This is a genomic window from Enterococcus sp. NBRC 3427 (assembly GCF_007996925.1).
GTDB lineage: Bacteria > Bacillota > Bacilli > Lactobacillales > Enterococcaceae > Enterococcus_B > Enterococcus_B lactis.
The window spans coordinates 21,097-45,378 of the sequence record NZ_BJLL01000017.1 but is presented as its reverse complement, the minus strand read 5'-3'; the positions used below and the strand labels follow the sequence as shown (position 1 = coordinate 45,378).

Below are 24,282 nucleotides of genomic sequence, written 5' to 3'. Positions count from 1 at the left end.
TTTTGCCGTTTTTTGAGCTAATATCGAGGAGTTGGCAGGAGAACACAGAAAGGGACTGTGACACGATTTTTGTCACAGTCCCTTTATTTGATGGGTCTTTCCTGAATATCTTCAAAATAATCGGGGTAATTATGAATTACGTATTCTTGCTCTTCGATAATCATATGTAAATGCATCGTACAAAGAAACCCGACTTCATCAAAATTATGATCAATCATTGATTGAAGCATTGTCTGATGTTCATCTAATACTCGCCCCCAATCTAATTCTGAAATCGTCAAACGCAACCATCTGAAACGGTTCAAGTGCGTACTATAACTTTCCAGCCAGTCCCAAATCTCTCGTTTTCCAGCAATTTCATAACAAATTCGGTGGAAATCAGTATCCAAATCAAAAAAAGCTTTTTTATTTTGAGCGATCACTGCCTGATCGGTTTGTTCTAATATTTTTTCTAGTTTAGCTTGATCTTGCGCTGTCATTTTCGCACTACATTCTTGCAGGATCGGCTTTTCCAGCTTTTCCCGCGTATAACGGGCTAATGAAGCAGATCGGATATCGATTTTTGAAACATAGGTGCCGGACTGTGGAATGGTTTTTACAAGTTCCTGATTACGAAGCTGGATCAGTGCTTCCCGAATCGGTGTGCGTCCGATAGCTAGTTGTTCTTCTAACACTTTATCGGAGATTTTACTTCCAGGTGCTAACTCGGAATAAATGATCTGTTTACGGATAGATTCATAAGCTTGCTGCTGCAAATTATTGATAACCATTAAAACTTCCTTTCTGTGTAGGTATAATCTATTATAACATAAATCGCTTACAAAACGTGTGGATGCAAAGACGTATTCTTCAAAAAAAGCCCTGATAGGGCATGCCTATTAGAGCCTCGAAAAGAAAATACTGAATCAATCTGGTCGTACCTCTTGGATCGGTTTGACACGACCGCCGATTCTTTTAGCAAAAGCTTCGGATTCTTTTTTGTCTTTGAAAATGAGCAGATTGTCTAAGTTTTTTTCCCGAGTGCGGCAGCCAGTTTTATCGATGTAACCGTGCATTACTTTAACGACATACATGGGGATCACCTGCTTTTTTCTTTTCATTATACGAACTACTCGACACAATACAAGAAAAATGCTTAGACGGTTTTTTATTAAGAAATAGCATTATCCAGAGAAGCGTACGCTTGGAATAACTGATCTAGCTCCGGATTGACTTTGCTCAGCTTCACTAATCGTTGCGAATCAGAAAGTAAGAAACAATGTTTACTGCTACCAATAGTTTTTAATTTTTTGTCTTCAGTTCCCACAATTTCGTAGCTAAAATCCAAACGTGTCCCCGTATATTTTTGGATAGTTGGATGGATGCTCACTTTTTCTCCGTAATGGATCATTTCTTTATAGCTGCAATTTACTTCCAGAACGGGGATAATGATCCCAGATTCTTCGATTTTTTTATAGGGAAACCCTAGATGTACCAATAAGGCTACCCGAGCCTCTTCAAACCAGCGGATATAATTGCTATGGTGAATAATCCCCATTTGATCTGTTTCATAATAAAAAGGTTCTCGTACATAACCTGTAAAATTCTCCATGATTCATGCCTCGTTTTCCATTGATTTTTTACAAAAATAATTCATCCACTTCGGAAGTGCTTCGCTGATCTGTGTAGGCAAAACGACATATTGTTCTTTTGCTAGCTGGTCTCCGATGAAACTATGAAGATAAACAGCTGCCGCAATCGTTTGGTCATTTTGAGGGAATTGGGCGAAGAATCCTGTGATCATTCCTGCTAAAGTGTCACCCATGCCGCCTGTTGCCATAGCAGCTGAACCTAAAGGATTGGTGTAGAAGTGTTGGTGACCATAAATTTTTGTCTCATGACTTTTCAAAACGACCGCAGCACCGATTTCCTGTTGCTTCTTTTTGTTTTCTTCATCTCGCTGTTCTTGTATCGGTAGAGCACTCAACCGTTGCCACTCCATTTGATGAGGTGTAAGTACTGTTTGTTCGGGATAGGGTAGCGAAAGATGGTTAGCAGCCAGTAAACTTAAAGCAGAGCCATCAATCACCAGCCATTGTTCTTTTGATTGGTTTTCTAGTACTTGTTTGAAACGTTCCAAACTCTTGGAAGAAGTGCCCAATCCGGGACCAATCAAGAGTACATCTGCTTGCTTTATCACGGAAAGAAACTGGTCAGTATCCGTCCAATCTACGATCATTGCTTCTGGCAGATGACTGTGAAGGGCACTCCGATTTTTTTCATCCGTTACTACTGTCGTGAGACCTGCTCCACTGTGTACGGCAGCTAAAGCACTCATGATGATTGCCCCGCCGTATTGTTCATTGCCGCCAATCAAAACGACACGTCCAAATGTTCCTTTATGTGAAATTTTTGGACGAGGTGTGATGACTCTTTTCATTAGTTGTTCGTCTATCAGCATCAAAAAACCTCCTTTTACTCATTATAACGTATATTTTTTTTAGAGAAAAACAGATAAGAAAAGGAATTGTCAGATTTTTTGAACTATTTTTTTCTGTAATTTGTGGTATCATGAACACGAAGACTTAAATAAGTGGAGGATTAACTTTATGACAATTGATTGGCAAAAAGAAGTAGAAGCACGTAAAGAAGATTTGCTTGAAGACTTAAAAAATCTTTTACGTGTCAACAGCGAGCGAGACGACTCAAAAGTAACACCAGATGCACCATTTGGACCTGGACCTCGCGACGCATTGAAACATATGTTAGCTTATGGTGAACGTGATGGATTTAAAGTAAAAAATGTCGATAACTATGCAGGGCATATTGATCTTGGCGAAGGAGACGAAACACTAGGGATATTTGGACACATGGATGTCGTTCCTGCAGGAGATGGCTGGGACACAGATCCTTATGAACCAGTAATCAAGGATGGAAAGATCTTTGCACGTGGATCAAGTGATGACAAAGGCCCAAGTATGGCAGCTTACTATGCGATGAAAATCATTAAAGAACTTGATTTGAAACTATCGAAAAAAGTGCGTTTCGTAGTCGGTAGTGATGAAGAAAGCGGCTGGGGCGATATGGCTTATTATTTCGAACATGAAGAAGAACCAGATTTTGGTTTCTCGCCAGATGCTGAATTTCCGATCATCAATGGTGAAAAAGGAAATGTTTCTTTAGCTTTACGATTCAAAGGCGACAATGCAGGAGATTATGTATTGAAATCTTTTGTTTCCGGACTTCGCGAAAACATGGTGCCAGGAACAGCAACTGCAGCACTTCAAGTACCAAGTGCAGATGCAGCTATCGCGATGGAAGAAGCATTTTACCAATTCATCGAAGCAAATCCAGTAAGCGGAACGATTGAAGCAGACAATACGTATGTAAAAATCGAATTAGTTGGTAAAGGTGCACATGGTGCAAGCCCACAATCAGGTATCAATGCAGGTTCTTTCTTGGCATTGTTCTTAGATAACTATGAATTCTTAGGATCTGCTAAACAATTTATCCATGTAGCAGCAGCTTATGTCCATGAAGATTTCTATGGAGAAAAACTAGGTGTCGCTTATGAAGATGAAAAAATGGGCAAATTGACAATGAATGCTGGACTATTTGCTTTTGAAGAAAATGGTACAGAAGAAGCGAACTTCATCAATATGAATTTCCGTTTTCCAAAAGGTGTAACAGTAGACGGATTGCAAAGTGACATCGAACAAACAGTGAGCCAAGAAGGCGCAACAGTTACTCGAGGTGCTCGCGTAATGGAACCACATTACGTACCGATGGATGATCCATTGGTGGCTACATTATTGCAAGTCTATGAAGACCACACTGGAGAAAAAGGCTACGAACAAATCATCGGTGGCGGAACTTACGGACGTTTGTTGAAACGTGGCGTTGCTTATGGAGCGATGTTCCCAGGATATACTGATACAATGCACCAAGCAAACGAATTTATGAGTCTTGATGACTTGTTCAGAGCAACAGCAATCTATGCAGATGCTATCTATCGTTTGGCGAAATAAAAATACTAAAAAACTCCGGCTATCTCTGATAGCTGGAGTTTTTATGTTTAAAAATGAATCAGTACATCGGTCTTCCTAAAAGTAATTCAGTTCGTCTTTTGATTTCTCAGGAGGGATCAAAAAGGCGAAAGCACTAAGTATAGCAAAACTTGTGATGATTTGCGTACGATACGTAAACCAATAATGAATCTGTGAGTGATTAGCTAAAATGTTGTACCAAATATACGGCGTTACAGCAGCTAAGACAAACAAAACTAGAAGTTGGAACGGACGCCAGCTATTTCGTTTACGATAAGCAAAATAGAGAAAAACAAGACAAGTAATCAATAGCAATAATATTGCTACTTTTGGATACATCAATCTAATATTGCTTTTCAGCATCTCTAATCGATGCAACGGGTATTTGTCGTTTCCTTCCGTTCGAAAGAGGATTTGGTTGATTGCATCTTTTACAATGTTTTTGTTCAATATGATCGATGATAGGATCCATTTAGTCACCCATGTCAAACCATAGCCTAATCCCCAAAAGATACCGGTAAAAACAAAACTGCCTACTTGTTTGCTCAATGAACTGCGTTTATCCATTAAATACTTATTTGTTACATAGTAAATAATGATCACGGGTATCCCCCAAGAGATGACCGGTGTTGTCAACAAGTCAAAAAAGTTAGCTAAAGAACCAATGACAAAGAAATACAAGAATAATTGTTGATTGGTCTTGAACAATTGCGGTTTTGTTAAAAATAGTAATACAGACAATAATGTCAAAATCCAAATATTTGAAAACTGCATACTGAAGAAAAAGATTGCGGCATTTCCTATAACAAGCGAGATTAATAAGGCTATCGCTAAATAGATGTCGCTACGCTTGATTAAAAAGTAGCTCGTTAACCCAATCAACAGAAAAAGAACAGCTGCGTAGATCATCCGAATGCTACCTAAACTCATCACTAGCAATAAAGGTCGCAAAAAGAGCTGATAACCATGCCAATAACGAGGATAATCCGCCATAGACATCGCATTCTCCAATGGGTTCAATTCAGGGTCTGCTTTTGTTTTTCGTATCATCAAATGATCAGTAAAGTTATCTAACCGAGTACCTAGCATATTTCCTTGATTGATAGAAGGATACATCCCTTCTTTTTCAACCATCTGTAGAGATTTTTCTGCATTTGATTCAATAGAATGCTGCGGAATGACAAAAGTAATTGTCAGCAGTACGCAATAGCTAGCAATCAAGAAAACAAAAGCAAAAAATATCTTTTTAAATAGTTTCATGAGTATCTCCTATATCTGTTTTCATTTTTTCTCTTTTATCTAGTAAAAAAGGAGAGAGGATATAGACAGGCAAACCTAATGCTAAAACAAACACATACCGTAAACTAAAAGCCACAGGAGTAGCAATCATAATAGTAGCAAAAACAAGCATACCGGGAAGAAAAAGGAGTAGATACCGATGTTTCTTCTTAAAGATTGCTAAAAGTGCACTGCCGATAGCTAACCACAGTAATGTGCCGGAACCAAAGAAATCACTAGCATCGATGATTCTTTTCATTCCTGACAATCCAGTAAGATGTTCAATCAAATCTACTTGTTTTATCCCATAATTATTCGTATTTACACGAGTATCTAAAAAGCCGTAACTATTTTTTGTACCAGGTACCCAGAACCCGAACGTTTCTAAAATATAAGCATCTGTATAAATTTTTATATTACTTGGTAAATTTCTTGCCCATAGTGATAGAAATTCTTTTTTATGTGTATTCAAAAATTCATTGTTAAAATTTTTATGCCACTTGATTGAGTCTGCGAGACTAGGAGAATACGCTTCATAATCTTTTATCGGGAGTAGCTGATTCATGAATGCTTTATCTTTCTTAGACAAGTCACCATCCATAACAATAGTTCTAGAAATTTGCTGCAAAGGAATACCTAATTGTTCAGCAGTTTCTGTAGGAATAGCATAACGAGCCATCAACGGGTGGATGAGTAGTCCAGCAATCACTGTATAACCGAGTACCACTTGAAAGAATGCTTGATACCTTTTTTGTTTCAAAACAATCAAGCCGCAAATCAAACCTGTGGCGATTACTACATAAATCCCATTATTTCTTAGATAGGTAGTCAGTAAAGCAAGGATGATTACGTAAATCTGATTGAGAATCGTTGGCTTTTCTTGTTGAAAAATAAAGTCAAACACCGCTAAGGAAAATAAAAAGCAAGCGATAGAGAACAAAGTATCTTTTTGCATGTTCAAGGCGTAAATTGGAAAAACCGGTGCAAATGCAAAATAGCATAAACTAATGAGTACCGGAAAAAAATGGATGTTTCTTTTTAACAGCCAGCAAAGAGAATAGCTTATCGCTGAAGCTGTTATCAATGTTTGGAAAATAGAAAATAAAAATACACCGTGATTGATCGTATCAGTTGGTAAATCATGAACAAATAGCTTGACCAGCAAGGTGAATAAGACGGGATGATGATTGCTTATAGGAACATCACCCATAGATTGGGCGACCGAACTTAACGAATCAGGCAAAACCACTCCAGGATACAATGCCAACAGATAAGGAAGCCAACACAGAACTAAAAAGACAGTAAAGAATAAAAAATATTTTCTTGAAGAGAAAGCCTGTGCGTTTTTAGCAGTAAAAAATGTTTCCAGTTTTGGCATTGATAAATAAATCGATTGTAAAAATAAAAAAGAATACACAAAAACGGAGAAAAAAACAAGAAAGTAAAAAATACTTCCATCAGCAATCGTTGTCTTTGTATAGTTTGCTGAGACATACTGAAATTGTATCTGTCTGCCAATAGAAAGTGTAAGAGCAAAAGCTGCAGAAAAAAACAATCGGGCAATAGCTGCCACTTTGTTTTTTATTGAAAACAACTCTATTCCATATTGCTTAAAAGCAAGTAGCAAAACCATGGCTAAACCAATGATTACTGCTGGATTCAAAGTTCCTAAACCATAAGAAGTAAAAAAAGCAAAACCTGACGCAAATAAAGTTGCAAAAAAAGCAGGAAATAGATTCTCCTTTTTCTTATGCATAAAAAAGGCCTCCTACTTCATTTCTTTATTTTGATATTCGTGGTAGACATGGTATAAATTCAATTCATATTCTTTCTTGGCATTTGTGACGACCGTATCCAAAATCAACCCTGTTACTAATGAAAGAAGGGCTAAAGTCATCAATCCCGTACTTAAAATCGCAGAAGGGATGCGTGTAATAAAGCTTGTCAGCATATATTCACGAATCACAGGAATCCCTGTGACCAATCCAAATAAAAAGAAGAAGATAGTCCAGATCCCAAAGAAAAGCAAAGGTTTATAATCTTTGCACATTTTGATGATCATCATGATCACTTTGAATCCGTCAGAGAATGTATTCAATTTTGATTCGCTACCTTCAGGACGATCGCGATAATCGATTGGAATCTCAACGAACTTGAATTTTTTATCTAAAGCATGGATCGTCAATTCTGTTTCGATTTGAAAACCAGAACTCATAATAGGGAAGCTTTTGACAAAAATTCGATTGAATCCTCGATAGCCGGTCATGACATCGCGAATTTTTGTTTTATATAAGTAAGTAATTGTATTTTTAACCAGATTATTCCCAAAATCATGGAAAGGACGCTTATTTTCATCAAAATAGGTTCCATTTGATAGACGATCGCCAATGACCATATCTGCTTCGCCAGAACGTAATTTCTCAAGCAAACCATGTGCAGCTTCTGCAGGATAAGTATCATCACCATCTACCATCAAATAATAATCGGCATCAATATCAAAAAACATTTGACGGATTACATTTCCTTTTCCTTGACGTGGTTCTTTCTTTACGATTGCTCCACCTTGAACGGCCAATTCGTATGTTCGATCGGTAGAATTATTATCATAGACATAAATGTCTGCTTCTGGTAATTCCCTTTTAAAATCTTCAATAACAGTTGAAATTGTCGCCTCTTCGTTATAACAAGGAATGAGCACGGCAATTTTTTCACGTGATTCCATTTGTCACTCTCCTTATATAATAAAACTAATCTTATTTCAAGAATACCGTATAATAACTATAAATACTAGCTATTCCAAGAGGAAATAGCCCTATTTTTGTAAAAACCACCCACTATAAAAGAAGGATAGGATACCTCTCTTTTAGATAGTGGGTGCGTATTCGTTATTTCATTTTTGACGTATTAATCTATTGCGCCCTTTTTTCTTGAAATGTCTAATACGGTTCCTGTATGAGCATCTGCTAAAAATTCATAATAAACAGTTTCGCCATCTTCTATCCGGGAAAGCCCACCCCGATAAGCACTCGACCGAACGGCGAATTTCCTAATAGGTTCTTTTTCAAAAGAGATCCAAGAACCTTCGATTGCGCCTTCTTTTAAAAAAGATGTTTTGATATTTTCAAGCACTTGGTCTGCTGATAACACTTTTTTGCGATGATACCAAATCGTTGAAGCTACCCCGCTCAATAATCCTAGACCGATCCCAACGGCTAACCCGCCTTTAAAATAGCTTAATTCGCTTTCTTCATACATGTGGATATACCTCCTTCTTCTCACTTGCTACTCCTTGTGCTTATTTTACCACACTCTCATATTTTCTTTGAAATAAATAACCGCTACCAGAAAAAATAAGCTATAATAAATACGATCGGTCTGCAGAAAAAATCATATTTTATCCGCAGATCAATATAAGTCTGAGAGGAGTTTAGTCTGAAATTTAGACGAATAGCATATGGAAGAAAAAACATTTCAACGAATCAAAGAGTTAACAGAATTACAAGGAACAAGCGGTTTTGAACAAGATATTCGCGCTTATATGGAAAGTCATATGGAACCGCTGGTAGATGAGTTACAGTTAGATGGTTTGGGCGGCATTTTTGGGCTGCGCCACCATGAAGAAGCGGATGCACCTCGTGTAATGGTCGCAGCACATATGGATGAAGTCGGATTCATGCTGACACAAATCCAAGAAAACGGGCTTTTTAAAGTCGTACCTCTAGGCGGCTGGAATCCTTACGTTGTTTCTGCTCAACGTTTTACACTTAAAACCTCTACTGGTAAGAATTACCCATGTATTTCTTCTTCCGTTCCCCCACATTTATTGCGAGGAACAAGCGGACAAAAATCAGTAGAAGTAACAGATATTTTGTTCGATGCTGGGTTTGAATCAAGAGAAGAGGCAATGAGTTACGGTGTCCTTCCAGGAGACACAATCGTTCCTTACGCTGAAACAATCAAAACAGCCAACGGAAAGAATATCATCAGCAAATCGTGGGACAACCGCTATGGCTGTACAATGGTATTAGAAGCTTTAGAAGCGTTACAAAATGAAACATTAGGTCATACATTGATTGCAGGCGCGAATGTCCAAGAAGAAGTAGGCTTGCGTGGTTCTAAAGCTTCTGTCAATAAATTCAAGCCAGATCTGTTCTTTGCAGTAGACTGCTCTGCAGCAGATGACACAGTGACGAAAAATGGCACATTCGGACATTTAGGAGAAGGTACATTGATGCGTATCCAAGATCCAGGTTTGATCATGCTTCCTCGTTTGCGTGAATACTTGCTGGATATCGCTGAAACAAACAATATCCCTTATCAATACTTTGTTTCAAAAGGCGGTACAGATGCAGGTGCTGCTCATACACAAAATGAAGGAATCCCAAGTACAGTGATTGGCGTAGTGGGACGTTATATCCATACGCATCAAACGATGTTCAGTATTCGCGATTTTGAAGCTGCACGAGAAATGTTGATTCAAACACTGAAAGGTTTGGATAAATCAACAGTGAATACGATCGTATACGGAAAATAACGCGATAGTGAAACTATAAAATCTGGCAAAAGAAACCTTTTGTCAGATTTTTTTTATAAAAAGAGGATCAATGTTTGTTAGTTCGTAAGAAAGGTGTATAATTTAATTGAAAAATACATAAAGAGAAAGTAGAGGACAAAGAATGATTATTCCAAATAGTTTAGAAGAATTAGCAGGCTACGTAGAAACTGGAAAGAGTATATTTTTCTTTACTGCCGGCTGGTGCGGAGACTGCCGTTTTATCAAACCGCAAATGCCTGAAATCGAAAATGACTTTTCTGATTGGCAATTTATTGAAGTAGACCGTGACAAGTACATAGATGTAGCCGCTGAATGGAACATTTTTGGTATCCCAAGTTTTGTCGTGATCCAAGACGGAAAAGAATTAGGTCGTCTAGTGAATAAAGATCGTAAAACAAAACAGGAAATTGAATCGTTCCTAGAAAGTGTAACAAAAGGCTGACATCTGTTAGGAGGGGTCAAGATGAATCAAGAATATAAGAACATTTTAGTAGGTATCGACGGTAGTGAACAAGCACTTGCTGCTTTCAAAAAAGCGGTAGAAGTGGCTCGCCGTAATAATGGGAAAGTATATGTAGCAAATGTAATCGATCAGCAATTTTATAACTTTATGGGCTATGCTCCTATTGATCAAAATCTAGTCGATCAGCAAACTGAAACAGCCAAGCAAATGATCGAAGAATGTAAAGAATATGGGAAATCTGTTGATTACACAAATATAGAAGGAATTATTGCCTACGGCTCTGTTCGTGAATCCATGGCAGTCAAATTGCCAAAAAAATATGCAATCGATCTAATCATGGTTGGGCAGTCTGGACTAAATGCAGTCGAACGCTTTATGACAGGAAGTGTAGCCAGCTACGTCATACGTCATTCACCTTGTGATGTCTTGATCGTTTCTGACGAAGAAGAACAGCCAAGTAATTAAGCAAGTGGAATTTGTATAACCTTTTTAATCAATTCACTAAAAACAGTAAAGGGACTGTGACAAAAGTCTTGTCACAGTCCCTTGTTACGAATAAATAGTGTTCCAGAAGTAGCTTCTTCGAAAAATAAGCCGAAATTTCACAAAAATTCGAGAAGCAATTTTCGTAAATTCCTTCTTATTTCTTGAAGCTGCCCACTTCTGTTACAGTCTCTTCTATTTTGTGAAAACTAGGAAATAAAGCATGAAAAAAATCTCATGCAGTGAATGCAATTTTTTGTTAAGATAAATCTCAGCAAAGGATAATGGAGGAAAGAACATGATTTTTGCTTATAACAAAGCACACGTCGGAGACACTTTGATGGTTATCATAGCCGACGATAAAGGAACAGAAAACACTGTTGAACGTAAATGGAATGTTGCTCGGATCAAAGATGAACAAGGTCAAGTTGTTGCTTGGAACTTTTTCCATATCTCCGATCATCTAACAATCGAAGGGAACGGCCAAGTAAGCTTAACAGATGAAGAATTAGCGAAATTGAATCGATTGATCAAAGAAGCAGGATTCGAAGAACAGCTTGAAGCTGACCATGAACCGAAGATCGTTGTCGGGTATGTCAAAACATGCGTTCCACATCCTGACTCTGACCATTTATCGATTACTGAGACAGAAGTAGACAATGGTACAGTATTGCAAATCGTTTGCGGTGCACCAAATATCGAAGCTGGACAAAAAGTTGTCGTTGCAAAACCAGGAGCCATGATGCCGGATGGAATGATGATCTGGCCAGGAACTTTGCGAGGGGTAGACAGCTATGGAATGATCTGTTCCGCTCGTGAATTGCATTTGCCAAATGCTCCAGAGAAAAAAGGAATTTTAGTATTGCCTGAGGATGCCGCAGTCGGAGAAGCATTTCCAAAATAAAGAGGTTGTGAGTCTGCCTTTTCACTCTGAGTCACAAGGAGCAATTTCAAAAAACAACTTCTCATGTTTGTTGAATATTGTGACTTGTGACCGAGGAGTTGGCAGAAGAACACCATTTAAAAAAGAGGTTGTGACAAGTCTTTGTCACAACCTCTTTTTTATTAATTTTCACTATTTTGATTTTGTTTTAATGCCGATTGATCGATCGTCAATTCAACAGTAGTTGTTTTTTCTTTCGAGCCTTCATAGTAAGTGATTTTGACAGAATCTCCCACTTTTTTCTTATACAAAGCAGATTGAAGTTCTACGCCAGAAGAAACTTCTTTGTCATCGATCTTAGTAATGACATCATATTGTTTCAATCCAGCTTTTTCAGCCGGTGTAGCTGTTTGGACATTTGTCACGATGACACCGTTAGTTACAGATGAAGGAATCTTCAAGATTTGTTCTTGTTGCTGAGTAGAAACGGCAGATAAGTCGACCATTGTGATACCTAGAGCTGGACGTGTCACTTTTCCGTCTTTTTCCAGTTGATTGATGATATTCACTACATCGTTACTTGGGATGGCAAATCCCATTCCTTCTACATTTACGTTAGAAGTAGATTCAGAAGTACTTGCGATCTTACTTGAGTTGATACCGATAACTTGTCCTTCGATATTCACTAAAGGACCACCAGAATTTCCCGGGTTGATCGCTGCATCTGTTTGGATCGCATTGATATTGACTGTTTCGTTCGATTCATTCGTACTTGTTACTTGTCGGTTCAAGGAAGAAATGATTCCTGAAGTGACAGAATTCGCATATTCAGATCCTAATGGGGAACCAATCGCAATCGCAGGTTCACCAACCTTCAGAGCACTTGAGTCACCAAAAGAGGCAACTGTTTCGACTTTATCTGAATTGATCTTCAACACCGCTAAATCTGAATAAGCATCTGTTCCAACTAATTCAGCTTTTACCTTCGTACCGTCTTTCATCAAGACTTCAAGACCTTGCTGTCCATCTACTACGTGGTTGTTTGTGACTATATAAGCAGTATTTCCGTCTTTTTTGTAGATCACGCCGCTTCCTTCACTATAAGCTTCCAAATTACTATCATCTGAGCTGCTACTTTCTTCTTGCTGCCCGAATAGTCCGCCAAAACCGCTTGATTGGTTTTGACTTTGTAAGTTGATAACAGAAACGACAGCGTCTTGAACTTTATCTACCGCTTTGGTGATATCAGAATCTACATTGACTTTGACATTTTCCACAACTGTTTCACCGGCAGAATTCTGATTGCCGCTTGTAGCAGTAGAACTATTGTTGCCAGTGCCCATCGCTGCATAAAAAATGCCAGCTGTCAGTAGTCCTCCAACGATCCCTCCAACAAGCCCCAGACCTAACTTACGCCAGAGGCTATTATTTTTATTTTTTTTCATCTTTGGTGTCACATTTTTTCTATCCATGTGTTCCTCCTCCAATTACATTCATTTATCTACTGTTAGTATAGTCTTATTTGTTGACTTTAGTCTACTTTGAGACTGTGAACTTTTTATGAAAAACTTTAGGAAAAATCATTGTTTTCAGATGAAAATATTTGATTTTCTTTTTCCACAGATACTGTGTAAAACTACGCGGATAGGATTGGAAAAATAAGGGATAAAACATATCCACAGCCTGTGTATAAAGTGGATAAATTTTTATAAAACGTATGTTTGCCTAATGAATGTGATGAAATAAGGTAAAATAACACTGTTTTCTGTGGATAAACCTGTGGATGTTGTGCATAACTGTTGGGGAAATCTTTTTAACAAAAATAGCCAAAATAAACATATAGACGAAAAAATTGATTATAATAAACAAAGTGAGCGTGAAGATCAAAGGAGAGAAAACATGAATATCAAAATTATTTCAGTAGGAAAATTAAAAGAAAAATACTTGATTCAAGGTATCAATGAGTATGTCAAACGGCTGAATGCCTATGCAAAAATCGAATTGATCGAAGTTCCTGACGAAAAAGCCCCAGAGAATTTAAGCGAAGCGCAAATGAGACAAGTAAAAGAAAAAGAAGGAGAACGGATCTTAGCGAAAATCAAAGAACAAGAATACGTCTATGCCTTAGCAATTGAAGGGGAAAATCCCACAAGCGAATCTTTTGCTAAACAAATCGACCAATTAGGTATCCAAGGAAAAAGCCACCTTGTTTTTGTTATCGGCGGCTCTTTAGGACTCAGCGAAGCCGTCATGAAAAGAAGCAATGCTCAGATCTCTTTTGGAAAAATGACGTATCCACATCAATTGATGCGTCTGATCCTTGTCGAGCAAATCTACCGTGCCTTCCGGATTAATGCGGGGGCGCCGTATCATAAGTGATGATATTTTTTAGAGACAGGGAAAAAATAGTAAAACAGAGGAGTAACAAATGAGTGAACTTAAAAAATTTTCTACGTCTACTTTAGCTGAGTTGCAAAAAGACGAGAAACATCTTTACTATGTCTACTGCTTGGTTGATCCTAGAAACAACCAGACTTTTTACATTGGAAAAGGAAAAAAAGATCGTATTTTTGCCCATCGCCAAGCGGCACTGGGTACGCTGAGAAAAGACGATTTACTTGAAGAAAATGAAACAGCTAGAACCTTGAAAATAAGAACCATCCAAGAAATAAACAGAATGAATCTACAAATACTAAGTTACATACTTAGTTATGGTTTAACTGAGAGCGAGGCTTATGCCAGTGAGAATGCATTGATCAATTATGCTCAACTGGTTCAAGGACTTTCGTTGACAAATTTGGTAAAAGGGCATGGTTCTAAGGCAATGTTAGTTGAAGAGATAGAAGAACAATATGGATTCCAAGAGATGTCTATAAGTGAAATAGCGACAGATGAGTTGATTTTAGCGGTAAAAGTGAGAGATGCTTTTAATCTTTGTAAAGATGAGTCAGAAGAATATCCGATTGACGACAGATTTCGTGATGATAATAATTTAAAATCTCGTACGCTAGGTAACTGGGTAATTGGGCGCGATAAAATACATCGAATTCGCTATGTTATAGCTGTTAATACAGGAGCAGACAACGCGGTTGTTGCTGCGTATAAAGTTTCTTCTCAATATTCGGAGTCGAAGAAGTTTGAAAATGGCCGAACACGCTATGCGTTTCAGGCATTATCTAAAAGAGAGGATACTTTGCGAGAACTTAATTTATATAAACGATCTTTGCCAGATATCAAATTTGGTAGTGGGAGTGCAATTGCTTATATTAATAATTAGAACGGTGTTTCAACTATAACTTAAAATTAAAATAGTATTAAGGAAAAACTTTAATAATAAAGCTTACTTATAATTGATATTTTAAGAAAAAAATCTTATAGGTAATAGATATTAATGAAATTTACAAACAGAAAGAAGAAATGATTTGGAAAAAGTATTGCTAGGGATATTTGCTGTCTATAGTTCTTTCAACATATCTTTATTAACCTTAATTCGAAGGTTCTAGTAAAATAATAACTCAACGATTTCTGTTGATGATTTTATCCTTTCCTTCTTAATATAAGAATTATACCTCCAGAACTGATAACTTTATGATGGAAAAGCGTCGAATGATCTTCAACGTATTGCGATTCAAACCAAAAGAAATAATATCCGTTCATATTATGAAGATTGTGCTCGTGAAAGACTAGGATATGGTGGAGATATTGTCGCATTAATAGAATCTCAAATTTATTCATTTGATTCGGAACAATTATTGAAAAAAGTGTTGCTTGATTTTATTTTCGATCAAACCCTTGAAGGTGGAATAACACAAACTGCTCCATTTATGGGTATCCAGACGTTTGGACCTAGTAATAACGCTGGTTCGTTAGGATGGCAATTAGTGCTTCCGATCATTGTCTTAAAATATATGAAATATTATGGAATGTCCATTATTGAGGACAAAAGAATTTCAGTATCTTTGAATAGACATCTGAATTATCTTTTGAAATTTGATTATGAGTACATTAAGTATTGTTGTTTGGGTGATTGGGGTTCTGTAGATACTGTTCTTATTAATAACAAAGAAACACCGCCAGATAAAGAATTTTGTTCAGCAGCAATGTATTTAATAGTATTGCAAAGCTATCAAAAATTAGCTGTGTTTACCAAAGGAATGAGCTTTGAAACAGAAAAGTTAGAAGAAAAAATCAGGTATGTAAAAGAAAAACTAATAAAGGAATATTACAATTCTAAAGGTTATTTTCAAGGTGGCAGCCAATCAAGCTATATTTTTTCTCTCAAAGCTGGATTAGATAAAGAATTCCCAGAATTATTACAAAAATTCAAAAACCAAATTAGGGAAGATGATGGTGTCTTTAAGATGGGGATTTTTGGCATGGCGTGGTCATATGAAATTCTAGATGATCAAGATTTAATTTATCAATGGCTCACAAGGAAAAGTTATCCAAGTTTTTATTCTATGGTATCTAATAATAGTGGAGCGTTGGGCGAGTATTTTAAAAAAATGGATGGATCTTCTTTAAATCATGCTATGTTCACATCATACAGTCAGTGGTTTATCTCTGCTTTATTGGGAATCAAATTTGATCAAGAGACACAAGAGTCTACTGATTTATTAATTGATCCTTATATTCCTGATGATATAGAATTTGCAGAAGGGACTTTAAGAACGATTCATGGAGAAATTGGAATAGGATGGAAAAAAACGCAAGAAAAAACGATGATAAAAGCCCAGATTCCTTCAACTATTAATTATAGATTCTCAAAAGAATTTAAAGTAAACTCGAAAACAATCATCGATAGCAGTTGGTTAATTGAAGCCATCAAAAGATAATTAAGTAATAGTGTACAATCATTATTTTTGTTACAAAATTTGTATGGTTGAAGCAACTAAATATATTTCACTCTTATAAAAAAATTCGAAAAACAGCATAGTTTTTCAAGAATTTTTTCATCTATTATTACCGAAAAAAGGGGCTGCGACAAGATTTTTGTCACAGCCTTTTTCTATTCAAGGCATGATTTTCTCTATGTGATCATTCAGTTTCTGTAAGAGTTCTAATAATTCTTTTTTAGAGTACTTGTAATTGCTTTCTACCCACCGATTGAGAACGGATAGACAACCTTGGACGTGGTACGTAGTGAAGAATCTCATTTCTTCTGTGATAATCGTTTTCTTGTCTTCATATAGCCATATGCTCAGATAGTTTTCTTCAATAACTTGTTTAACTTTCTTCTGAAACGAAATATCACCATGGTTGAGGATAAACAAGCGATATAAAAAAGTATTTGCGTAAACATAGTCGATCAAGCGAGTGTATAGTTCCTCATAGCTATGGGCTGGATCATAAGAGAGAATTTCAGTTAGATCCCGAAAAAAGTTGCTTTCTAATTGATCATATAGATCATAGATATCCTTATAATGTGTATAAAAAGTCGAACGATGTACGTCTGCCGTTTCTGTTAGCTCGCGTATAGTGATTGCTTGAATCTTTTTATTTACTAATAATGTGGATAGTGCTTCAGCCAAAGCTTTTTCTGTTTTTTTGACGCGTCTATCTGTCTTTTTCATTTACCTATCTCCTTATCCGACATATCAAAGCAAAGCTGTCGCTTAATCGACAATCTTATAGATGATTGATTATAGATAGTAGACACTGTGTCTATTATAATGTAAGTATAACACAATCATTGAAGTTAAGGAGGCGAAATGATGAAACTAACTTTTAAACCCTTAGAAAAGAAAGATTACAAAAAAGCGATCTATTTTGCTGTTGAAGGAATGAACTTTGAGAGATATATGGGAAATGAACTTCTGCTGAATCTTTACGGAAGATATTTTTTGTATATGGAGTTGAATCGAGCTACTCAAATTCTTGCTTTGTATGCAGAGGACGAGTTGGCAGGTGTTTTGCTGGCGGAGATAAAAGGAGAAAAAAAGAAACATCGTTCTTTTGGACAGCAAATATATGTTAAGATATTCGATTTTTTACAAAATATATTTGCTAAAGAAAGTAAAGGAGCTTACGAGACAGCAAATGAACAAATGCTTGCAGCATATTTAAAAAAGCATTCGCCAGATGGAGAGATCATTTTTTTAGTTGCAAATCCTGATTTGAAAATAAAAGGCATCGGCACCAAGTTGCTAACAGAATTTGAAAAAAGAGAGAAAGGAAAAGAAATATTCCTTTTTACAGATAGTGGCTGTACGTATCAATTCTATGAACGACGTGGATTTGAAAGACTAAAGGAAAAAATTAGCAAGATAAAAATCTTAGATAAAGAAATAGATCTCCGATGTATGCTGTACAGGAAAATCATTCAATGAAAATTTCGATAGAATCGACAATAGTTGGCAAGAACACTTTTAGTGAGTCTTCTTGCTAACTATTTTTTTGTAGTGTATTCTGCCAAAAGAAAACCGCCTTTTTGACTAAACTTGATAGTGGTCAATTTTTTATGATGGATAAGTATCTATACTTAGTCTCGTAAGAACGAAAAGGAAAAGAGGGAGAAAGATGAAATTTCAAAAGTGGATCCAAGAGCATCGAAATCATATTACCGCCTTATCAGCTGTGTTGATTATTTTTGGTTTTATCGGAAAATTTACTGGATTTGTCTTGTTCTATAACATTGCTCTAGCCATAGCTTCTATTATTGCGGTCATACCTATTATGATCCATGCGTATCAGGCAGTAAAATTCAAAGTTATCTCAATTGATTTACTCGTTACTATTGCTGTGCTTGGTGCCTTTATGATCGGAGAATACAAGGAGTCAGCTATCGTTACATTCTTGTTTTTGTTTGGTAGTTATCTGGAACAAAAAACATTGACCAAAACGCGGGAATCAATCAAGGCTTTGACCGAGATGGCCCCATCGACTGCCAGCGTTGTCCAAGAAGATGGAACAACCGAAGAAGTGGAAATCGATGACGTGGAAGAAGGCGATATCGTCTTAGTAAAAACTGGTGGAGCTATTCCTGTGGACGGACGAGTCATTGACGGGAAAGGGTATGCGGATGAAGCCGCAGTGACGGGTGAATCACGACAAGTCGTCAAAATCAGTGGAGATGACGTATTTTCTGGAACGATTTTAGCAGATGGCTACGTGACGATCGAAGCAACTAAGGTTGGAGATGATACGACCTTTGCCAAAATTATCGAATTAGTAGAAGAAGCACAAGATACCAAATCCCATGCAGAAAAATTCATTGATCGATTTTCTCAGTATTATACTCCAACCGTTTTACTTATTGCGTTGCTTGTTGGTCTGATCAGCCGTGATTTTCGTTTAGCAATCACTGTTTTGGTTCTTGGTTGTCCTGGCGCTTTAGTCATTGGTGCGCCTGTTTCGAATGTAGCAGGAATCGGTAATGGAGCAAAACGGGGCATCTTAGTCAAAGGCGGTGAAGCAATGGATACTTTTTCCAAAATCGATACTTTTGTCTTTGATAAAACCGGTACATTGACCAAAGGAACTACTGCTGTATCCACTATCAAGAACTATACAGAGGATGAAGGTGACAGCTTAGCTTTAGTGGCTCGATTAGAAACGTTATCCGATCATCCTCTGGGGCGCGCCGTGATCCATTATGCTCAGGAGAAAGAAATTGATTTTCAACAATTAGTAGTCAAAGATAATCAGACAATCAAGGGACAAGGAATCACAGCTGAGATTGATGGTCATGCAGTTTGTGCGGGCAACACCAAATTGATTGCCGCTCACAAACTTTCTCTCACACCAAAGCAAGTACAAGATTTACATCAATTACAACAAACAGGCAGCTCGGTCATTATTGTAGCAATCGACAAAAAAATCACTCAAATCATTGGTGTGTCAGATGTGATTCGACCAGAAGTCGCTGAACAATTAGCTGAGTTGAAACAAGCAGGAGCAAAACATTTAGTGATGCTGACAGGTGATAATCAGATGACTGCTGATTATGTAGCTGATATGTTAGGTATTGATGAAGTCCATGCTGAATTATTACCAGACGAAAAGGTTCAATTTGTGAAAAAATACCAAGAACAAGGATTGCGCGTTGCTTTCATTGGAGATGGAATCAATGATTCTCCCTCTTTGGCTGCGGCTGATATCGGGATTGCTATGGGATCAGGAACGGATGTCGCTATCGAAACGAGTGACGTTGTCTTGATGCAATCTAGTTTTGGATCGTTGGTTCATGCCTACCGTTTGGCTAAGAAAACTGTTTTGAATACCCGTGAAAATGTAGTGATTGCCATTGGTGTCGTCTTATTTTTACTCATCGGCTTATTTGCCGGGTTTATTTACATGGCTAGTGGGATGTTCGTTCACGAAGCTAGTATCTTGATCGTTATCTTTAACGCGATGCGTTTATTGTATTTTGGTCACGAAAGCAAAGAAGAAAAATCGTAAAACTTGATAAGAATCAATTTTTTTATGGAAGCTGTAATCTAGAATAAGACTATCAAGAAAAAGGAAGGAAGAACTACGATGAAAAAAATTATTATGCAATTAGATACACTAGCTTGTCCAAGCTGTATGCAAAAAATCGAACATGCGGTTTCTCAACAGCCTGGGGTAAGCAATACGAAAGTTTTGTTTAATGCAAGCAAAATCAAAGCAAACTTTGATCCAGATGAAGTCCACCCTGAACAATTAGCTGCAGTTGTGGAAAAATTAGGTTATGAAGTCCAATCAACAAAAGTAAAAGAGGCGTAAATCAATGAATATAGTGGAAGAAAAATTTGCTCAAGAAACAAAACAAGCAGATATCGACCATCATAAACCAACTGCTGGCGCCATGGTGGGGCATGTATTAGCAAATTTTAAATTAGAAGAAATGAAATTGATCCAAGCACAATTGTATGTTTTGGGTACATCTTCGCAAGAATTAAGTACCCTTTTTTCGGAATATGCTGATCAAGAAGCGAGATGGTTCAATAAAATCTCTCATGAGTTAGTGATTGATAATGAAATCGTTCCGTCTACTTTAGAAGAAGTCATGCGTTATGGAAAAATTTACGAACATGGTCAAAACAAATATTTACCAGCTTCAACAATGTTGGAAAACTTTGCAAAAGATTTTGATTTCCAAAATGTCTTTATCACACGGGCAATCAAGTTAGCTGAAAAAGAAGAAAAATATGGCTTGCAACAATTGCTTGTTGAACTTTTAAGTTTCAATAAAGAAATCATCTACCAAGTACAAAGACTCCAAGGAAAAACTGTCCGACAAGATTTGGATGAGGAAGACGATGATGACTAAAAGTCTATGTTTCTTCAAATACAAATATAAAGCGTGAGAAAAACAGAAAAAAACACGAAGTTTTGTCTTAAAAATAAAATAAAAAGAAGCACCCGCTGATGTTGTCTATAAGACATCAGCGGGTGCTTCTTAGTGTTTAAATGGTTTAAAAGATGGATGAGAAAATACAACAAATCAATAAAATCACATTGCTTATTTGATAGAATAAAGAAGTGGGGGAGTAATTGAAAGGAGTTTTTTAATTGAAAAAAAGGATTTTATTAACAATGGGTCTAGCTTTTTTGTTAGCTGGTTGTACCAACGGGAATGATCCAAGAAAAGAATCAACAAAAGAAACAGCGAAAACAACAATTGCAACTACTACAACGACTAGCACAGAGAGCAAGTCAACTGCAACAAGTACAGAAACAGTAGATACCTCTACTTCGTCAGAGTCTTCCAAAACGACTGAAACAACTCAAACATCTACTTCAAGTTCTTCTGTAGAGGCTTCATCTTCCTCTTCAGAAAGCAGCGAACAAGTCGAACAAACACTGTGGAATGCAGACAAAGCCGCACAATTAGAGGCATTTATGACCACATGGGGCCAAACAATGGGACAACAATACAAAAGTTATACGAATCAAATGAGTGTGGACTTATATGGTCTTAAAGTCCCTCAAGCTATTTTGAATGGGGAGTGGAAGATGGCTATTGGTGGAGTGCCTGTTTCTGCAGAATGGTCAGAAAGCGGGACAGGTCAAGCAGATTATCAAATCACAGCCGTCTATTCCGATGCAGAGACAGAACCATATCTGAAAAAGCACGTCTATCTATTCGGGTTTCAGCAAAATCAGCCAAAAGTATTGGTTACACAACAAAATCAGGGGAATCCCGATAATTATCTTTACTTCAACGAGACAGCGAATAATGAATTGAAAAATGGCTTTAATCAAATCATTTATGGGTAAGTAAACCAGTGAGAGTGAGAGAAAGAAGAGACTCAGTGGAAAATATTAATTGATTGCTATGTCTAAGAATTAAGATGAAGGATGAAATTTCTAGTTTCATCCTTCATCTTAATTACGTTTTACTTGGATAACTTTAATAATATAACGATAAATAGTTTTCTCTCGACTTCTTTAGAGATTGAATAAACCCTCCAATACTAAAATTGAATGTTGTAAGAGCATGAATTGCCAATTATATTATTAGAATTTTTAGAAAATTGCACCTTTAGTTTCTTTAGATAAAATGATACAATGATTGTTAAAATTGTGAAAGGGTGGTCATTTGTTAGAGAAGTTTTTGGATATGTCGTTAGTTCAACGTATTGTTGTTGGTATTTTAGTCGGAATATTGTTTGGTATCTTTTTCCCCACGTGGACATTTATTTCAATATTGGGGACGTTGTTTGTCAGTTGCTTGAAAGCAATTGCGCCTCTTCTAGTTTTTTTCTTGACGATGGCTTCAATTGCCAAACATAAAATAGGAAATAAGACATTTGTGAAGCCTATTTTAGTCTTGTATTTAGTAGGAACATTGCTTTCTGCACTTGTAGCAGTGATTATAAGTTCAATTTTTACTGTTCCTATTACTTTACAAGAAACAGTATCTGAACAAGCACCGCAAAATTTGGAAAGTGTTTTATCTACGATGTTGACAAATGTCACACAAAATCCTGTTCAATCGCTCATTGATGCGAATTATCTTGGTGTCTTATTCTGGGCTGTGTTGTTAGGTCTAGCTTTTCGAGCCCGTTCAGAATCGACAAAAGAATTGGTGGATCAAATATCTGTAGCATTATCACAAGTCGTACAAGTGATTATTGCATTCGCTCCGATAGGGATTTTAGGATTGGTTTATCAATCGATTGCCACGACTGGAATCGCTGGATTGGCAGAATATCTGCAGCTTTTACTTGTGTTGATCGGCACGATGCTGTTTGTCGCATTAGTTGTGTACCCGTTCCTCACGTTTTTGTTTATTAAAGAAAACCCCTATCCATTGATTCTCTTTTGTTTGAAAGAAAGTGCGCTTCCCGCTTTCTTTACCCGAAGTTCTGCCGCAAATATCCCGATAAACATGATGCTGGCTGAAAAATTGAAATTGACGAAAGAGTCTTATTCCATATCGATCCCATTAGGTGCTACGATCAATATGGGCGGTGCTGCGATTACTATTTCCGTGATGTCATTGACGGCTGTACATTCCTTAGGGATTGAAGCACCATTTGTTTTGAAAGTCCTTTTATGTATTTTGTCTGCTTTAGCTGCTTGTGGGGCTTCAGGTGTTGCGGGCGGTTCACTGTTATTGATTCCATTAGCATGTAGTTTGTTTGGTATCTCTAATGATGTTGCGATGCAAATCGTCGGTATCGGATTTATTATCGGTGTTATCCAAGATTCAATGGAAACTGCCTTAAATTCGTCAAGTGATCTGTTGTTTACTGCAATAGGAGAATTAGGCGCGCGTAAAAGAAGTGGAGAAAAAATCAAATTGAAAGACCGATTAGACGGATTAAATGAACGTTGAACATTAGATATTTAGGGATGAACCTTAAGACGATTCAAATTTTTAATGAGTTATATAGATGATCCTGTAAAATAGAGGTTCCTGTTAAATCGAGATAAAGTCGTTTATAATAACAATTAAAAGCATAGGTAATTGTTATTGGAGGCGCATCATGGATTTTTTACGTAAATTTGGTTTTTTCTTTTTACTATTAGGCGTGTTGAGTGATTTTTTGACTCCGTACGTATTAGGATTGTATTATCCTGAATTAGATCAAATGAAGAGTGTGATCAGTGTATTTGGAGAGATTTCCAGTCCTGTAAGAAAGGCGTTTCTTATTTGGTCAGTGGTTTCAGGGATTTTTTTCATCCTGTCATTGCCTGCATTGTATGCTGCATTTGCAAGTACATCTCGTGTGCTAGCTACCCTAGTTACAGCATCTATCGGTTTTTATGGTATAGGTGATTGTATCTTTACAGGTTTGTTCAGTATCAATACCCATGAATCTTCGTGGAATGTCTCGACATGGGTCCATAATATCGGATCAGGTTTAGGTTACAGTGGTTTTTTATTGTTTCCAATTCTTCTTTTCTTGATCTATCGAAAAAATGGGCAAATGGACGTAAGCCACTTATACCTTGGACTGTCTGTGATCAGTTTGCTTTTTGCGGCGATTTATGGTCTGGCAAGAATTCCTTCTATAAATTCTTGGCCATTACTGAATAAAATAGGATTTTGCCAAAGAATCAGTTTTTTCTTTAATTATGTGCCCATTGCCTGGTTGAGTATCTTGCATCTCAAACAGTAAAACTTGAGCCGTCAAATTGAACAGTCAGCGGACATTTCGTC

At 37.0% G+C, this 24,282-nt stretch carries 24 protein-coding genes and 1 pseudogene; 15 read left to right on the top strand and 10 right to left on the bottom strand.

The window, feature by feature from the left end; genetic code table 11:
- Positions 1-83: 83 nt before the first annotated feature.
- From ESP02_RS05880 to ESP02_RS05865, 4 genes are all read right to left on the bottom strand, one after another.
- The gene (locus tag ESP02_RS05880) at positions 84-770 is read right to left on the bottom strand and encodes a GntR family transcriptional regulator (protein ID WP_002374310.1); all 687 of its coding nucleotides are present in this window, start codon (positions 768-770) and stop codon (positions 84-86) included.
- 135 nt (positions 771-905) lie between these two features.
- A complete protein-coding gene (locus ESP02_RS05875; protein ID WP_002315615.1) occupies positions 906-1,100 on the bottom strand; it encodes a hypothetical protein in 195 nt (64 codons plus the stop codon).
- Between the two features lie 50 nt (positions 1,101-1,150).
- Positions 1,151-1,591: a thioesterase family protein gene (locus ESP02_RS05870; RefSeq protein WP_002374311.1), complete on the bottom strand. Its 441-nt coding sequence runs from the start codon at positions 1,589-1,591 to the stop codon at positions 1,151-1,153.
- 3 nt (positions 1,592-1,594) lie between these two features.
- Positions 1,595-2,440, bottom strand: coding sequence for an NAD(P)H-hydrate dehydratase (locus ESP02_RS05865; RefSeq protein WP_002374312.1), 846 nt, complete (start codon positions 2,438-2,440; stop codon positions 1,595-1,597).
- Between the two features lie 148 nt (positions 2,441-2,588).
- Here ESP02_RS05865 and pepV point away from each other — a divergent pair, with 148 nt between their 5' ends.
- Positions 2,589-4,007, top strand: a complete 1,419-nt coding sequence (pepV, locus tag ESP02_RS05860; protein WP_002374314.1) for a dipeptidase PepV — start codon at positions 2,589-2,591, stop codon at positions 4,005-4,007.
- Between the two features lie 75 nt (positions 4,008-4,082).
- Here pepV and ESP02_RS05855 read toward each other — a convergent pair whose 3' ends face one another.
- From ESP02_RS05855 to ESP02_RS05840, 4 genes are all read right to left on the bottom strand, one after another.
- Complete coding sequence (locus ESP02_RS05855) at positions 4,083-5,285, bottom strand: hypothetical protein (protein WP_002374316.1); 1,203 nt, start codon at positions 5,283-5,285, stop codon at positions 4,083-4,085.
- Positions 5,272-7,059: a DUF6020 family protein gene (locus ESP02_RS05850; RefSeq protein ID WP_002374318.1), complete on the bottom strand. Its 1,788-nt coding sequence runs from the start codon at positions 7,057-7,059 to the stop codon at positions 5,272-5,274. Before ESP02_RS05850 ends, ESP02_RS05855 begins: the two co-directional genes overlap by 14 nt.
- Before the next feature lie 12 nt (positions 7,060-7,071).
- The gene (locus ESP02_RS05845; RefSeq protein WP_002374319.1) at positions 7,072-8,025 is read right to left on the bottom strand and encodes a glycosyltransferase family 2 protein; all 954 of its coding nucleotides are present in this window, start codon (positions 8,023-8,025) and stop codon (positions 7,072-7,074) included.
- A gap of 182 nt (positions 8,026-8,207) precedes the next feature.
- A complete protein-coding gene (locus ESP02_RS05840; protein WP_002292629.1) occupies positions 8,208-8,558 on the bottom strand; it encodes a PepSY domain-containing protein in 351 nt (116 codons plus the stop codon).
- Between the two features lie 199 nt (positions 8,559-8,757).
- Here ESP02_RS05840 and pepA point away from each other — a divergent pair, with 199 nt between their 5' ends.
- The 4 genes from pepA to ytpR all read left to right on the top strand — a co-directional run bounded on the left by pepA (position 8,758) and on the right by ytpR (position 11,708).
- Positions 8,758-9,837 (top strand): glutamyl aminopeptidase, encoded by a 1,080-nt coding sequence (pepA, locus tag ESP02_RS05835; protein WP_002374321.1) that lies wholly within the window; start codon positions 8,758-8,760, stop codon positions 9,835-9,837.
- A 142-nt stretch (positions 9,838-9,979) separates the two neighbouring features.
- Positions 9,980-10,300 (top strand): thioredoxin family protein, encoded by a 321-nt coding sequence (locus ESP02_RS05830; protein WP_002374322.1) that lies wholly within the window; start codon positions 9,980-9,982, stop codon positions 10,298-10,300.
- 21 nt (positions 10,301-10,321) lie between these two features.
- Positions 10,322-10,786 carry a universal stress protein gene (locus tag ESP02_RS05825; RefSeq protein WP_002292633.1) on the top strand — a complete coding sequence of 155 codons (465 nt, stop codon included), beginning with the start codon at positions 10,322-10,324 and terminating at the stop codon, positions 10,784-10,786.
- A 316-nt stretch (positions 10,787-11,102) separates the two neighbouring features.
- Complete coding sequence (gene ytpR / locus ESP02_RS05820) at positions 11,103-11,708, top strand: YtpR family tRNA-binding protein (RefSeq protein ID WP_002374324.1); 606 nt, start codon at positions 11,103-11,105, stop codon at positions 11,706-11,708.
- A 161-nt stretch (positions 11,709-11,869) separates the two neighbouring features.
- Here ytpR and ESP02_RS05815 read toward each other — a convergent pair whose 3' ends face one another.
- Positions 11,870-13,159: a S1C family serine protease gene (locus tag ESP02_RS05815; protein ID WP_002374326.1), complete on the bottom strand. Its 1,290-nt coding sequence runs from the start codon at positions 13,157-13,159 to the stop codon at positions 11,870-11,872.
- 427 nt (positions 13,160-13,586) lie between these two features.
- Here ESP02_RS05815 and rlmH point away from each other — a divergent pair, with 427 nt between their 5' ends.
- The 3 genes and pseudogenes from rlmH to ESP02_RS05800 all read left to right on the top strand — a co-directional run.
- Positions 13,587-14,066, top strand: a complete 480-nt coding sequence (gene rlmH, locus ESP02_RS05810; RefSeq protein ID WP_025478483.1) for a 23S rRNA (pseudouridine(1915)-N(3))-methyltransferase RlmH — start codon at positions 13,587-13,589, stop codon at positions 14,064-14,066.
- A 49-nt stretch (positions 14,067-14,115) separates the two neighbouring features.
- Positions 14,116-14,964 (top strand): hypothetical protein, encoded by an 849-nt coding sequence (locus tag ESP02_RS05805; protein WP_002375160.1) that lies wholly within the window; start codon positions 14,116-14,118, stop codon positions 14,962-14,964.
- A gap of 337 nt (positions 14,965-15,301) precedes the next feature.
- Positions 15,302-16,522, top strand: a pseudogene (locus tag ESP02_RS05800) (alpha-L-rhamnosidase); the annotation flags it as partial.
- Between the two features lie 177 nt (positions 16,523-16,699).
- Here ESP02_RS05800 and ESP02_RS05795 read toward each other — a convergent pair.
- Entirely contained in the window at positions 16,700-17,260 is a 561-nt protein-coding gene (locus ESP02_RS05795) for a TetR/AcrR family transcriptional regulator (RefSeq protein WP_002326412.1), read from the bottom strand.
- Between the two features lie 141 nt (positions 17,261-17,401).
- Between ESP02_RS05795 and ESP02_RS05790 the strand changes: the two genes are divergently transcribed.
- From ESP02_RS05790 to ESP02_RS05760, 7 genes are all read left to right on the top strand, one after another.
- Positions 17,402-18,016, top strand: coding sequence for a GNAT family N-acetyltransferase (locus ESP02_RS05790; RefSeq protein WP_025478569.1), 615 nt, complete (start codon positions 17,402-17,404; stop codon positions 18,014-18,016).
- 190 nt (positions 18,017-18,206) lie between these two features.
- Positions 18,207-20,087, top strand: a complete 1,881-nt coding sequence (locus ESP02_RS05785) for a heavy metal translocating P-type ATPase (protein WP_002375155.1) — start codon at positions 18,207-18,209, stop codon at positions 20,085-20,087.
- Positions 20,088-20,165: 78 nt separating this feature from the next.
- Positions 20,166-20,393 carry a heavy-metal-associated domain-containing protein gene (locus tag ESP02_RS05780; protein WP_002328330.1) on the top strand — a complete coding sequence of 76 codons (228 nt, stop codon included), beginning with the start codon at positions 20,166-20,168 and terminating at the stop codon, positions 20,391-20,393.
- A gap of 4 nt (positions 20,394-20,397) precedes the next feature.
- Positions 20,398-20,940: a ferritin-like domain-containing protein gene (locus tag ESP02_RS05775; RefSeq protein ID WP_002375152.1), complete on the top strand. Its 543-nt coding sequence runs from the start codon at positions 20,398-20,400 to the stop codon at positions 20,938-20,940.
- Positions 20,941-21,182: 242 nt separating this feature from the next.
- A complete protein-coding gene (locus ESP02_RS05770) occupies positions 21,183-21,890 on the top strand; it encodes a DUF4767 domain-containing protein (protein ID WP_025478568.1) in 708 nt (235 codons plus the stop codon).
- A 343-nt stretch (positions 21,891-22,233) separates the two neighbouring features.
- Positions 22,234-23,454, top strand: coding sequence for a serine/threonine transporter SstT (sstT, locus tag ESP02_RS05765; RefSeq protein ID WP_002316020.1), 1,221 nt, complete (start codon positions 22,234-22,236; stop codon positions 23,452-23,454).
- Positions 23,455-23,605: 151 nt separating this feature from the next.
- Positions 23,606-24,241 carry a DUF998 domain-containing protein gene (locus tag ESP02_RS05760; protein ID WP_002375148.1) on the top strand — a complete coding sequence of 212 codons (636 nt, stop codon included), beginning with the start codon at positions 23,606-23,608 and terminating at the stop codon, positions 24,239-24,241.
- The last annotated feature ends 41 nt before the right edge of the window (positions 24,242-24,282 follow it).